Here is a 12,458-nt window from a genome sequence, read left to right on the forward strand (position 1 = left end):
GCTCCCCATGCAGGACGCTCTCCGCTTCGACCGCGACCCCGACCGCCCGAACCTGCTGCACCTCGTCAACGACGGGGTCGTGCAGGCGACGATCGACCTCGACGACCCGTCCTACCTGGACGCGGAGTACATGCAGCGGATCGCGTACCTGGTGGACGCGGCGGCGGAGCCGAGGCGGCCGCTGCGGGTGCTGCACCTGGGCGCGGGCGGGCTCGCGATGGCGCGGTACGTGGCGACGACGCGGCCGGGCTCGTACCAGCAGGCGGTCGAGACGAACGAGGCGCTCATCGAGCTGGTCCGCGCCGAGGCGCCGCTGCCGCGCGGCGTCAAGGTGAAGATCCGGCGCACCGACGCCCGGGAGGCGATCGAGTCGGCGCCGGAGGACAGCTACGAGCTCGTCATCACCGACGTCTACGACGGGGCCCGGGTCCCGGCGCACGTCACGGGCGTCGAGTTCCTGCACGGGGTGAACCGGGTGCTGCGGGCGGGCGGGCACTACGCGGTGAACCTGTGCGACGGCGGCCAGATGCGCTTCCTCAAGCCGGCGCTCGCGGCGATGCGGGAGGTGTGGCCGCACGTCGCGGTCATGGCCGAGCCGGCGGTCCTGCGCGGGCGGCGCTTCGGGAACGTCGTGGCCGTGGCCTCCGGGGTCGAGCTCCCGATCGCGGCCCTGCGCCGCCGCTGCGCGGGCGCGGCCTTCCCCTGCCGGGTCGTCGAGGGCGCCGAACTGCGCGAGTACATCGCGGGCGCCGCCCCGGCCACCGACGCCACCGCAATCCAGTCCCCGCCCCCGCCGCGCTCGCTGCGGAGCTTCTGAACCCCGACACCCCCGGCCGCCCGCCCCCACCGGCCCGGCCCTGTCGCACCCGTCGGGCACGCTTGCAAGCGGGGGCGGGTACGAACGCGAGGCACATTCGCGCCCGTGCCACCACCTGTCACACCTCCGAGAGAGGCTTGCAAGCGGGGGCGACTCCCGATGCGAGCGCCCCTCGCGAACCGTCCCGGCGGACGGTCCACCCGCAGGTCGACCGTTCGGCCAATAAACCCGCTGGATAGCGACCCTGTCTCCCCACCCGTCCCCGGTGTCCGATCCCGGCGCGTGAAGGCGCTCACAGCGGACTTGGCGATCCGGGTCACCTTGCACTAGCGTCGGCGGCTGTTCCGGTCGGGTCCTCAGGGCTCCCCCAGAGACCCACCCGTCCGGACCGCCGAGCCGCGCAGCGCATGACGCCCGTTCCTCCCGGTGCAGGGCGAGACACCGCCGCGCGGGCCGGGGACCCAGCCGCGCCGCTCCCCCATGCAGGCGGCGCACGGGGTGAATCCCGCTCAGGCAGCGCCTGCGCGGGTAGGGCACCTTCCCTGCCCGAACCCGACAGCTAACCCGGTAGGCGGCCGAGGAAGAAAGGCCACCTGGTGGCTCAAGCCTGCACAGACATCGAACACCGATCGCGCGCCGGCGCGATCCTCCGCCGCATCGCCGCCTACACCGGCGTCACCGTCGCCACAGTCGGGCTCGTGACGGCCTTCGCCGGCAGCCGCGCCCACGCGGCGGACATCGAGTACGACACCGCGTCGGCCGCCGAGATCGAGGCCCACCTCGAGGACCTCGAAGCCCGGCGAGACGACGCCGCCACCTCCCTCACCGGTCTCCAGACGCAGCTCACCGCCGCGCAGGCCGTCATCACCGCCGCCACCGAGGACTACGGCACCACCGGCGCCCAGCTCCTCGACGTCACCGCCGCGGTCGAATCCGCCGAGGACGAACTCGGCGCCAAGGTCTCCACCCTCGTCGAGTACGCGCAGGAGCAGTCCGACAAGTACGCCGAGGCCGAGGCCGCCACCGAGACCGCCGACCAGCTCGAACCGCAGATCGCGGCCCTCGAAGCCCAGGTCGAGGAGCTCGACGCGCAGATCGACGAGGCCGAGGCCGCGTACGACGAGGCCGCCGAGGCCGAGGCCGAGGCAGCCGCCGCTGCCGAGGCCGAAGCGGAGGCCGAGAGCGAGTCCGCCTCGTCCTCCTCCGATTCCGGCTCGACGGCCGAGTACAGCGCCGACGCCGCCACCGCCGCCGTCCAGTTCGCGAAGGACCAGCTCGGCGAGTCCTACGTGTTCGGCGCCGCCGGCCCCGACACGTGGGACTGCTCCGGCCTCATCGCCGGCGCCTACGGCGTCTCGGGCGTCTCCCTGACCCACTCCACGTGGGCGATGTGGGACGAGACCAGCGCGATCAGCCGCGACGAGCTCCAGCCGGGCGACCTGGTCTTCTACAACGGCCAGGGCCACGTCGCCATGTACATCGGCGACGGCCAGGTCATCCACGCGCCCAAGCCGGGCGACGTCGTGAAGATCTCGGACCTCGACATGGGCATGTCGATCGACGGCTACCGCCGCGTCTGACCGGAGCCCGCTCCGCGCGAGCAGCGCTCGCGTTCGCACCCGCCCCCGCTTGCAAGCGTGCCCGGCCGGTGCGACAACCGAACACGACGACGGCCGAGGGCCGGGGCTTTCGCCCCGGCCCTCGGCCGTTCGTTCTGCTTCCTCGGGATTCCCTAGCGCCTGCGCATTCAAGCCGCTTCGGCCATGACCTGGTCGTTGGCGAGCTCCTTGAGGCGGGCCAGGGCCTGGATCTCCAGCTGGCGGATGCGCTCGCGCGACAGGTGGAACCGGTGCGCGACCTCGGTGAGCGAGTGCTCGCGGCCGTCTTCGAGCCCATAGCGGGCCTTGACGATGCCGGCCGAGCGCTCGTCGAGGTGGTTGAGCATCATCTCGATGCGCTGGCGCTCCATGCCGGCGAGGACGACGTCCTCGGGGCTGGGCTCGTCGGAGTCGGCGACCAGGTCGCCGAGGTTGGTGTCGCCGTCGTCGCCGATCGGCGTGTCCAGCGAGACGGTGTCCTGGCTCCAGCGGATGAGCTCGTTGACCCGCTCGACCGTGACGCCGAGCGCGGCGGCCACCTGGTCGGGTTCGGGGTCGCCGCCGAGCTCACGGGTGAGCTGGCGGGTCACGTTGCGCATCCTGTTCACGTCCTCGACCAGGTGCACCGGCAGGCGCACGGTGCGCTCCTGCTGGGCGATCGCGCGGCTGATGGCCTGGCGGATCCACCACGTGGCGTAGGTCGAGAACTTGAAGCCGCGCGCGTAGTCGAACTTCTCCACGGCGCGGACCAGGCCGGTGTTGCCCTCCTGGATCAGGTCGAGCATCGGCATACCGGAGCGGACGTACCGGCGGGCGATCGAGACGACCAGCCGCAGGTTCGCCTTGATGAACTGCTCCTTCGCGCGAGCGCCGTCCTCGATCAGGCGCTTGAGCTCCTTCTCGGTGGCGTCGCCGAAGGTGTCCCCCTCGCCGAGCAGGTGCTTCGCGAACAGACCCGCCTCGACGGCCTTCGCGAGGTCGACCTCGGCGGCGGCGTCAAGCAGCGGCGTCTTCGAGATCTCGTGCAGGTACACACCTACAAGGTCTCGTTCCTCAGCGACCTCTTCGGTGGTGAGGGTGGGTGTTGTCGTAGTCTCCACGCTCAAGGTCTCCTCCAGCTTCCTCGTCCCCCGACACCGCGTGAACGGTGTACCAGTTACAACGACCGCTTCGTTGCGTGGAATTCCGTGCCCCGGTGTTCGATGCGCCACGGTTACGGAATCGATGCGAACGGGTGCCCTTTCGGGTGGTCGCACAATCCCGCAAACCGGTCTCTCGGGCTATGCTCGGTTCACGGCTCCTGTCACTGGGACGGGCGCGGGGAACGCTCATGATGCCTCTGAGACGGAGATCACCTCACCAGCGTCGTGGTGGGGCGATCCGAGTCCTGGTCACGGTATCGTTTCCGGCCTGCTTCATCGCAAACCTTCAATCTCTAGGGGTACACGCGCCTTACCTTGAAAAAGTTGAGAGATCATCTCTTTGCGGCCCGAATCACGTGTTTCCCGGCCGGGAAGGCGGCGACGCTCTGATATCCGCACCATAGCGGACGGTAGCGGTGACGAGCAACACCTTTCCCAGCAGTTGAGGGTCGGATTCCGAGCACCCCTCGTTCCTTCAGTGTGAACCTCCCGGCGGCTCCGCGGGGCGGGTTCCAGCGGCGTGGTACGAAGATCACGCCCGTGACCCGCGCGCGTAGAGTTGGCCGGGTGACAGAAGAACGCCTTGTCTGGGTCGACTGCGAGATGACCGGTCTCGACCCCGACGTCGAAGCCCTCATCGAGATCGCCGTGCTCGTCACCGAACCGGACCTGACCCCTCTGGACGCCGGGCTCGACATCGTCATCGCGTGCGACCCGGCGACGCTCGAGAACATGGGCGCGTTCGTGGCCGACATGCACGCCAAGTCCGGGCTCACCGACGAGGTGCGGGCCTCCCGCATCTCCCTCGCCGAGGCCGAGGACGCGGTCCTCCAGTACATCAAGCAGCACGTGCCAGAGGCGCGCACGGCTCCGTTGTGCGGCAACTCGATCGCCACGGACCGCACGTTCATCGCCAAGTACATGCCGCGCCTGGACGACCACCTGCACTACCGCATGATCGACGTGTCGTCCATCAAGGAGCTGACCCGGCGCTGGTACCCGCGCGTCTACTACAACCAGCCGCCGAAGGGCCTCGCCCACCGCGCGCTCGCCGACATCAAGGAGAGCGTGAAGGAGCTGGAGTACTACCGCCGCACCGTGTTCGTGGGCCTGCCCGGGCCGACGAGCGAGGAGGCGAAGGCGGCCGCCGCGACGCTGGTCGAGGCGCCCGGTGAGACCCCGAACACCCAACCCCGTTGACACCACTCGGGGCTCAGTGGCTATTATTGTCCCCGGCTTCCTTGTTGAAGCCCGATGGTGGTCGTAGTTCAGCTGGTAGAACGCTTGGTTGTGGTCCAGGAGGTCGCGGGTTCAAGTCCCGTCGATCACCCCATCTGAAAAGGCCCTGCGGCGATGCCGCAGGGCCTTTCGCATGCCTGGCCCCCGCCGTCGTACGCCGGGGGCGGCCCGGGTCAGCGCTGGTTCCGCCTGCGGCGCAGTCGCTCCTTGCGCTTGCGCTCCTCGGCCGGGCGCATGATGGCGCGCTCGGCACCGGTCAGGGCCACGCCCACGACCAGGAGCGGGACCATGACCCAGATCGGCCAGAAGTAGATCGAGCCCTCGGTCAGGGCCTCCACGACCGCCCAGACGCCCACGTTGATGCCGATCGGGATCGAGAAGCCGAACCACATCCACTTGATCCAGTCGGGCGTGCGGAGCTTCTCGGGCTCCTCGGCGTCGAGGAGGCGCTGGTAGGACGGCAGGTCCGCGAGGACGACCTCGGCGTCGCCCACCGTCTGGGCCGCGAGGAGCACGTCCACGCGCTTCTCGTACTCGTCGAGGTCGATGTACCCCTGGTCGACGGCCGAGCGCAAGAGCTCGGTCAGCGCGCCGCGCTCAGGGTTGCCGATCCTCATGCTGCGGTCGCCGAACCGTTCGAGGGAGGACATTCGGGCTCCTTGGGGGCTGGAGTGGCTGGTCTGGAAGGTCAGGGCTCGGTCAGTGGCCGAGGTGGCCGTGGCCGTGGCGGCGGTCCCGGTCGCGGCGGTCGTCGTCCTCGTCCTCGTCGTCATCGTCGTCGTCACCGAAGCCGAGGTTCACGACCTGGACGACCGTGGCGATGCCGAGGCCGAGGATGGGCCAGATGGGCCAGAAGTACCCCGGTTCGCCGGCGACGATCGCGGTCGCGGCCCAGACCGCGGTGCAGATCAGGCCCACCGTCACCAGGCCGCGCAGGGCCGGCACACGGCGGATCCAGTTCCCGCGGCGCGCGGGCGGGGCGGCGGGAGCGGCGGGGGCCGCCTCACCGGCGGGCACGACCTCGCCGACCGCCGGGCGCCCGCCCGGGAGGTCCTCGAAGATGAGGTCGAGCTCGGCGTTGGTCTTGGCGTTGTACGCGGCCAGGGAGCGCTCGTCGAACTCGCCGAGATCGATCCGGCCCTCGTCGAGGGCCGCGCGGAGCTGCTCGATCGCCTTGTCGCGGTCGGCGTTGGAGATCCGCAGCTTGCCGTGGTCTTCGGTCACGACGCCATTATGGCATCGGCGTCCTATTCACCGCGAGCCGCGCTCGCAGCCAGTTCGCCCAGTTGTTCGACCCCGCCGTCGGGCGCCGTCAGCACCCACACGCCGTCCTCGCACAGCGCGATGGTGTGCTCGGTGTGGGCCGCGACCGAGCCGTCGTCGGTGACGATCGTCCAGCCGTCCTCGAGCTCGGCGGTGTCGGCCGAGCCGAGCGTGATCATAGGCTCGATAGCCAGGGCCATGCCGGGGCGGAGCTTGGGGCCCTCGCCCGGGCGGCCGTAGTTGAGGATGTGCGGGTCCTGGTGCATCTCGGTGCCGATGCCGTGCCCGCCGAAGCCGGTCACGATCCCGTAGTCCCCCGCGTGCTCCACGGCGCGCTCGATCGCGTGCGAGATCCCGCCGAGGCGCTTGGACGTCGCCGCGGCCCGGATGCCGGCCCACATGGACGCCTCGCACGCCTCGCGCAGCGCCGTCAGCTCGGGCGCGACCTCGCCGATCTCGATCGTGATCGCCGCGTCGCCGTGCCAGCCGTCGACGATCGCGCCGACGTCGACCGACAGGAGGTCCCCGGGCTTGAGGACCGCGTCCGGCGCGGGGATCGCGTGGACGACCTGCTCGTTCACCGAGGAGCAGATCGAGGCGGGGTAGGGCCCGAAGCCGATGTCGTAGCCCTTGAAGGAGGGGACGGCGCCGGAGGAGCGGATGACCTCCTCGGCGATCCGGTCGAGTTCCGCCGTCGAGACGCCCGGTCCGGCGGACTCGCGCATGGCCTGGTGGACCTCGGCCACCACGAGGCCGGCGGCCCGCATCTTGCGGATCTGCTCCGGGGTCTTGTACTGGATCCGGTCGCGACGGCGGAACACGGCCGCTACTCCGCGGCGCCGATGGCGGCCAGGGCGCGCTCGGTCACCTCGGCGACCTCGCCGATCGCGTCGATCTCGACCAGCTTGCCCTGCTTCTGGTAGTAGCCGACCAGGGGGGCGGTCTGCTCGGCGTACACCTCGAGGCGGTGCTTCACGGTCTCCGGCTTGTCGTCGCTGCGCTGGTACAGGTCGTCGGAGTCGGGGTCGGCCGGCGGGTCGAACTCCAGGTGGTAGACCTTGCCGGTGGACTTGGAGACGCGGCGGCCCGAGAGGCGGCGCACGACCTCGTCGTCGCTGGCGACCAGTTCCAGGGCCGTGTCCAGGGTGACGCCGGCCTCCTGGAGGATGCCGTCGAGGACCTTCGCCTGCTCGGTGTTGCGGGGGTAGCCGTCGAGGAGGAAGCCGTCCTTGGCGTCGTCCTGCGCGAGGCGGTCGGCCACCATCTCGTTGGTGACCTCGTCGGGGACGAGCTCCCCGGCGTCCATGTACTCCTTGGCCTTGAGGCCCAGCGGGGTGCCGCCGGAGACGTTGGCGCGGAAGATGTCGCCGGTGGAGATCTTGGGGATGCCGAGCCGCTCGGCGATGATCTCCGCCTGGGTGCCCTTGCCGGCCCCGGGCGGGCCTACGAGTACCAGTCGCAAAGGAAATTCCTCCCGTGTCGTGCTGTGCCGATCTCGGCGAGAACCTTCGCCGAACGTGCCGATAGCGCGGCCTGGGCGGCCGCGCTGTGGCACCGAGGTCAAGCCTGCGTCAGCGCAGGAAGCCCTCGTAGTGGCGCTGCATCAGCTGGGACTCGATCTGCTTGACCGACTCCAGGCCGACGCCCACCATGATCAGCACCGAAGTGCCGCCGAACGCGAACTGAGCGAACAGCTGCTGGTTACCGAACGCGATGATGGCCAGATTGGGAAGGATAGCGATCGCGGCGAGGTAAAGCGAGCCCGGGAAGGTCAGGCGTGACAGGACTCGCTGCAAGTAGGTCGCGGTCGGGTTGCCGGGGCGCACGCCCGGGATGAACCCGCCGGCCTTCTTCATGTTCTCGGCGACGTCGTCGACCTTGAAGGTGATCGACACGTAGAAGTACGTGAAGAAGATGATCAGGAACGCGTACAGCGTGATGTAGACCCACGAGCCCTGGTTCAGCAGGTACCGGTCGATGAACTGGACCCACGAGGCGTCGCTGTTCTGGTTCAGCTGGCGGAACAGCGTCGGGATGTACAGCAGCGACGAGCCGAAGATGACCGGGACGACGCCGGCCTGGTTGACCTTGAGCGGGATGTACGTCGAGGTGCCGCCGTACATCCGGCGGCCGACCATCTTCTTCGCGTACTGCACCGGGATGCGCCGCTGCGACTGCTCGATGAAGATGACCGCGACCATGATCGCGATGCAGAGGCCGACGATGACGGCGAACATGAACCAGCCCTCGGACTCCTGGAGGGACCAGAACTGGCCGGGCATCTGGGCCGCGATCGACGCGAAGATCAGGAGGCTCATGCCGTTGCCGACGCCGCGCTCGGTGATCTGCTCGCCGAACCACATGATCATCGCGGAGCCGGCGACCATGACCGCCACGACGACCACGACGGACATCCAGTAGGGGATGTTCGCCTCGGTCTCGGACAGGTCGGGCAGGATCGGGCTCGGGCACTCGGTCTGGAACAGAATGCCCGACCGCGCCAGCGCGATGTAGCCGGAGGCCTGGAGCAGGGCGAGGCCGAGCGTCAGGTACCGGGTGTACTGGGTGATCTTGACCTGGCCGGGCTGCCCCTCCTTGCGGAGCTGCTCGAGCCTGGGGATGACGACCGTGAGCAGCTGCATGATGATCGACGCGGTGATGTACGGCATGACGCCGAGCGCGAAGACCGAGAGCTGGAGGAGCGCTCCACCGGTGAACAGGTTCAGGAGGCCGAAGACGCCCGCTTCATCGGTGGGCTGGATGTTCAGGCAGGACTGCACCGCGGCGTAGTCGATGCCGGGGCTCGGCATCTGCGCACCCAGACGATACAGGCCGATGATCATCAGGGTGAACAGGATCTTCTTGCGCAGATCCGGGGTCCGAAACGCGCTGATGAAGGCGGAGAGCAATGCGGTTCCTCCTGAACAAGACCCCCTGGCGGGGCCCATGGTGTTGCGGTGCAACACCTTTCGTTACCAGTGGGCGTGTGAAGTTCGTCGTGGGGAGGGTCACGCGCCCGAGGAAGACGGTGGACCTCGCCAAGGGAGCCTAGCAGGCGCATTCGGACGCAGAGTATTCGGCACTCAGCATGACGAAACGGGCCGGAGTTCCCTCCGGCCCGTTTGCGCAGATCAGGTGTTCGGTCGATCCGAGCTCGCCTACTCGGCGAGCGCCTCACCGGTCTTCTTGTCCACCACGGTGGTCGAACCGCCGGCGGCGGCGACCTTGGTGGTGGCGGAAGCCGAGAAGGCGTGGGCCTTCAGGTCGAACTTGACGCCTTCGAGCTCGCCCGAGCCGAGGACCTTGATGAGCTCCTTCTTGTTGAGGACGCCCACCTCGATCAGCTGCTCCGGACCGACCTCGCCGCCCTCGGGGAAGAGTTCCACGAGGCGGTCGAGGTTGACCACTTGGTAGACGAGCTTGTTGTGCGGCTTGAAGCCCTTGAGCTTCGGCAGCCGGATCTGGAGCGGCATCTGGCCGCCCTCGAACGCGACCGGCACGGTCTTGCGGGCCTTGGTGCCCTTGGTGCCGCGGCCGGCGGTCTTGCCCTTCGAGCCCTCACCGCGACCGACGCGGGTCTTGGCCTTCTTGGCGCCGGGGGCGGGCTGCAGGTCATGAATGCGGATAGCCATGACTACTCGACCTCCTCGACGTCGACCAGGTGACGGACGCGGTGGACCATGCCGCGGTACTGCGGGAGGTCCTCTTTGTAGACGGTCTGGCCGATCTTGCGAAGGCCGAGCGTCTGGATGGTCGCGCGGGCCTTCGGCTTCTCGCCGATGACCGACTTGTGCTGGGTGATCTTCAAACGTGCCATGTCAGATCCCCTAAGCCTGCGCAGCCTGGGCGGCTTCGGCGCGGGCGCGCAGCAGGCCCTGAGGAGCGATGTCCTCGAGCGGCATGCCGCGGCGGGCCGCGACGGCCTCCGGGGCTTCGAGCTGCTTGAGCGCGCGCACCGTCGCGTGGACGATGTTGATCGCGTTCGAGGAGCCGAGGGACTTGGACAGGACGTCGTGGACGCCGGCGCACTCGAGGACGGCGCGCACGGGGCCGCCCGCGATGACACCGGTACCGGCCGAGGCGGGCTTCAGGAGCACCTTGCCGGCCGCGTCCTCGCCGAAGGTCTCGTGCGGGATGGTGCCGCCGATGCGGGGAACCGTGAAGAAGTTCTTCTTGGCTTCCTCGACACCCTTGGCGATCGCCGCCGGGACTTCCTTGGCCTTGCCGTAGCCGACGCCGACGTTGCCCGCGCCGTCGCCGACCACCACGAGGGCGGTGAAGGCGAAGCGCCGGCCGCCCTTGACGACCTTGGCGACGCGGTTGATGGTGACGACGCGCTCGATGTGCGGGGACTTCTCGGCGCGGTCGCGTCCGCGGCCGCCCTCGCGTCCTCCGCGGCCACCGCGTCCGCCGCGGCGGTCGCCGCCGTCGCGGCCGCCGGCCGATTGCTGTTGATCAGTCACGAGACTGATTCCTTTCGTTCGCTCAGCGCCACGCCCGACTGCGTCGGGCCTGACTCGCATACTGTCCCCCTTTGGGGGCCTTCGGCCCCGGGGGTCCGGGTTCGAGACCCGGGAGACGCCGCGCCGAAGCGCAACCTCTCGATTATGCCTGGTCAAGGGACATGCGGCGAACGGCGGGGTGGGGATGAGGCAGGCGACACAGGCCGCCGCGGGGCCGGGGCTCCGCGGCGGCCTTATATATGGCGCGCGCCGGCGCGCGGGTGGTGCCGTGCGGGGGCGCGCACGGCCGTCGTCGCGCGCCCCCGCGCTGCCTGCCCGCTTACCGCACGGTGACGGCCCACCGCTGATTGGCGGCGCCGGTGCAGGTGCTCTGGACGATGGCGGCGCCGTCGGCGGTGGAGGAGCCGCTGACCGAGACGCACAGGCCGGAGTGCTGGGCGACGATCAGGTGGCCGCCTCCGGCGGCGGCGCGGAGCGAGAAGCGCTGGTTGCCCCCGGCCCAGCAGCCCCACTGGCCGACGGGCGCGCCGCTGGCGGTGGACTGGTCGAGGACGTCCCAGCACTTGCCGGTGGCGGTGTTGGCGATGGAGCCGACCTTGGAGCCGGGGTAGACCGGGTCGAAGGTGAAGGCCTGGGGCGCGCCGTTCCAGCAGCCGTACTGGATGAGGGCGGTGCCGTCGGCGCCGGAGCCGGAGGGGACGTCGATGCACTTCCCGGAGCCGGCGTTGACGAACTTGGTGGAGTACGGGCTGCCGTCGTCGCTGCCGGCGACGCCTTGGACGGTGCCCGCGGCGGCGTCGATGTTCAGGGTCGGGTACCAGGTCAGCGACATGGTGGTGCTGCTGGGGAAGGCGATGGGGAGCCAGACGTACTCGCTGTCCATGGGCTTGCCGCCCCACTGGGGCCCCCAGCGGTCGCCCATGTAGAGGTAGCTGGTGCCGGCGGTGCCGCTGACGGTGGCGACGAAGGTCGGCTGGGAGCCGTAGGTGGTGGCGTCGCCGGCGTTGGACCAGCCGGACCAGGCGCCCTCGGGAAAGTTCGCGGTGGTCGCGTACCGGGTCTGGTTGGCGTTCCAGCCGGTGGCGCCGGAGGTGACGAGGAAGTAGACGCTGCCGCGCTTGAAGACGGCCGGGGCCTCGCGGTGGTAGCCGTCGAAGACGTGGACGAGCTCCTCGACGCCGAGGTAGTCGTCGGTGAGGCGGTAGACGTTGAGGTCGTAGTTGACGTCGGCGGCGGAGATGAGGTAGGCCTCGCCGTCGGTGTCGACGAACAGGGTCATGTCGCGGGAGTCGTAGCCGAGGGGGCGGAACGAGCCCTGGTAGTCGTAGTCGCCGTCGATGGTGTCGGAGACGGCCACGGCCACTTCGGCGTCGCCGTAGTCGACGCCGTTCTCCTTGTGGGCCCACAGGACGTACTTGTCGGTGGCGGCGTTGTAGATGACCTTGGGGCGCTCGATGTTCGCGGGCGAGAGCTCGGGGTCGGACTCGGCGCTGAGGATGTCGTTGCGGAAGGTCCAGTTCACCAGGTCGGTGCTGGAGTACATGCTGACCTGGTCGAAGAGGTAGCCGTTGCGCTGCTCGCCGACGAGGTAGTAGGTGTTCCCCTCCTTGAGGATGCCGCCGCCGTGGGCGTGCATGAGGTTGCCGGAGGTGTCGGTGATGGTCTGCCCGTTGTCGAACGGCACCGCGGCGGCTTCGGCCGGGGCGGGGGCGCCGAGGCCGAGGGCCGCGGTCGCGAGGGCGGTCGCCGCCGCGAGCGCGGCGAGCCTTTGGGACATCGTCGTCTCCTTCGCTTGGGCCCGGAGTCAGGGCCTGATTGATCGATTTCGATATTTACACAGATGCCCCCGTCTTGTAAAGACCCTTCGTCTAACGGGTTTAGTAACATATTCTTTCAATTTCTCCAAGAACCCGATAAAGCTACTCCCCAGTCATCC

13 protein-coding genes, 1 tRNA gene and 1 riboswitch are annotated in these 12,458 nt (G+C 69.3%); of the genes, 4 read left to right on the top strand and 10 right to left on the bottom strand.

What is annotated here, in order from left to right; translation table 11 throughout:
• Positions 1 to 7 precede the first annotated feature (7 nt).
• Together EIW28_RS18400 and EIW28_RS18405 are read left to right on the top strand one after the other, a co-directional pair.
• Positions 8 to 817, top strand: coding sequence for a spermidine synthase (locus EIW28_RS18400; protein ID WP_125249184.1), 810 nt, complete (start codon positions 8 to 10; stop codon positions 815 to 817).
• Positions 818 to 1,249: 432 nt separating this feature from the next.
• A riboswitch (cyclic di-AMP (ydaO/yuaA leader) is annotated at positions 1,250 to 1,406 on the top strand.
• A 7-nt stretch (positions 1,407 to 1,413) separates the two neighbouring features.
• A complete protein-coding gene (locus tag EIW28_RS18405) occupies positions 1,414 to 2,397 on the top strand; it encodes a C40 family peptidase (RefSeq protein ID WP_158630460.1) in 984 nt (327 codons plus the stop codon).
• A 167-nt stretch (positions 2,398 to 2,564) separates the two neighbouring features.
• On the opposite strand, the gene EIW28_RS18410 is transcribed toward EIW28_RS18405, so the two are convergent.
• Entirely contained in the window at positions 2,565 to 3,521 is a 957-nt protein-coding gene (locus EIW28_RS18410) for a sigma-70 family RNA polymerase sigma factor (RefSeq protein ID WP_125249186.1), read from the bottom strand.
• A 603-nt stretch (positions 3,522 to 4,124) separates the two neighbouring features.
• On the opposite strand from EIW28_RS18410, the gene orn reads away from it, so the two are divergent.
• A complete protein-coding gene (gene orn, locus EIW28_RS18415) occupies positions 4,125 to 4,757 on the top strand; it encodes an oligoribonuclease (RefSeq protein ID WP_232014044.1) in 633 nt (210 codons plus the stop codon).
• Between the two features lie 57 nt (positions 4,758 to 4,814).
• Positions 4,815 to 4,890: transfer RNA gene (locus EIW28_RS18420), tRNA-His, on the top strand.
• 79 nt (positions 4,891 to 4,969) lie between these two features.
• Here EIW28_RS18420 and EIW28_RS18425 read toward each other — a convergent pair.
• The 9 genes from EIW28_RS18425 to EIW28_RS18465 all read right to left on the bottom strand — a co-directional run bounded on the left by EIW28_RS18425 (position 4,970) and on the right by EIW28_RS18465 (position 12,299).
• Complete coding sequence (locus tag EIW28_RS18425; RefSeq protein ID WP_158630461.1) at positions 4,970 to 5,446, bottom strand: DUF1707 SHOCT-like domain-containing protein; 477 nt, start codon at positions 5,444 to 5,446, stop codon at positions 4,970 to 4,972.
• Positions 5,447 to 5,495: 49 nt separating this feature from the next.
• Positions 5,496 to 6,020 (bottom strand): DUF1707 SHOCT-like domain-containing protein, encoded by a 525-nt coding sequence (locus tag EIW28_RS18430; protein ID WP_125249188.1) that lies wholly within the window; start codon positions 6,018 to 6,020, stop codon positions 5,496 to 5,498.
• Positions 6,021 to 6,043: 23 nt separating this feature from the next.
• Positions 6,044 to 6,880 (bottom strand): type I methionyl aminopeptidase, encoded by an 837-nt coding sequence (map, locus tag EIW28_RS18435; RefSeq protein WP_125249189.1) that lies wholly within the window; start codon positions 6,878 to 6,880, stop codon positions 6,044 to 6,046.
• Positions 6,881 to 6,885: 5 nt separating this feature from the next.
• Entirely contained in the window at positions 6,886 to 7,521 is a 636-nt protein-coding gene (locus tag EIW28_RS18440) for an adenylate kinase (protein WP_125249190.1), read from the bottom strand.
• 109 nt (positions 7,522 to 7,630) lie between these two features.
• On the bottom strand, positions 7,631 to 8,968 hold the full coding sequence (gene secY, locus EIW28_RS18445) for a preprotein translocase subunit SecY (RefSeq protein WP_125249191.1): 1,338 nt from the start codon (positions 8,966 to 8,968) through the stop codon (positions 7,631 to 7,633).
• 249 nt (positions 8,969 to 9,217) lie between these two features.
• The gene (gene rplO, locus EIW28_RS18450) at positions 9,218 to 9,691 is read right to left on the bottom strand and encodes a 50S ribosomal protein L15 (RefSeq protein WP_125249192.1); all 474 of its coding nucleotides are present in this window, start codon (positions 9,689 to 9,691) and stop codon (positions 9,218 to 9,220) included.
• A 2-nt stretch (positions 9,692 to 9,693) separates the two neighbouring features.
• Positions 9,694 to 9,876 carry a 50S ribosomal protein L30 gene (rpmD, locus tag EIW28_RS18455; RefSeq protein ID WP_106361906.1) on the bottom strand — a complete coding sequence of 61 codons (183 nt, stop codon included), beginning with the start codon at positions 9,874 to 9,876 and terminating at the stop codon, positions 9,694 to 9,696.
• A gap of 10 nt (positions 9,877 to 9,886) precedes the next feature.
• Positions 9,887 to 10,522, bottom strand: coding sequence for a 30S ribosomal protein S5 (gene rpsE, locus EIW28_RS18460; protein WP_197717366.1), 636 nt, complete (start codon positions 10,520 to 10,522; stop codon positions 9,887 to 9,889).
• Between the two features lie 319 nt (positions 10,523 to 10,841).
• Complete coding sequence (locus EIW28_RS18465; protein ID WP_125249194.1) at positions 10,842 to 12,299, bottom strand: RICIN domain-containing protein; 1,458 nt, start codon at positions 12,297 to 12,299, stop codon at positions 10,842 to 10,844.
• Between the last annotated feature and the right edge of the window lie 159 nt (positions 12,300 to 12,458).

Origin of the sequence: Glycomyces terrestris (genome assembly GCF_003933745.1) — a bacterium.
Lineage (GTDB): Bacteria > Actinomycetota > Actinomycetes > Mycobacteriales > Micromonosporaceae > Glycomyces > Glycomyces terrestris.

Coding starts and splice junctions, on each gene's coding strand:
- rpmD (WP_106361906.1), bottom strand. CDS start 9,876: ATGGCACGTTTGAAGATCACCCAGCACAAGTCGGTCATCGGCGAGAAG.
- EIW28_RS18465 (WP_125249194.1), bottom strand. CDS start 12,299: ATGTCCCAAAGGCTCGCCGCGCTCGCGGCGGCGACCGCCCTCGCGACC.
- rplO (WP_125249192.1), bottom strand. CDS start 9,691: ATGGCTATCCGCATTCATGACCTGCAGCCCGCCCCCGGCGCCAAGAAG.
- EIW28_RS18425 (WP_158630461.1), bottom strand. CDS start 5,446: ATGTCCTCCCTCGAACGGTTCGGCGACCGCAGCATGAGGATCGGCAAC.
- EIW28_RS18400 (WP_125249184.1), top strand. CDS start 8: ATGCAGGACGCTCTCCGCTTCGACCGCGACCCCGACCGCCCGAACCTG.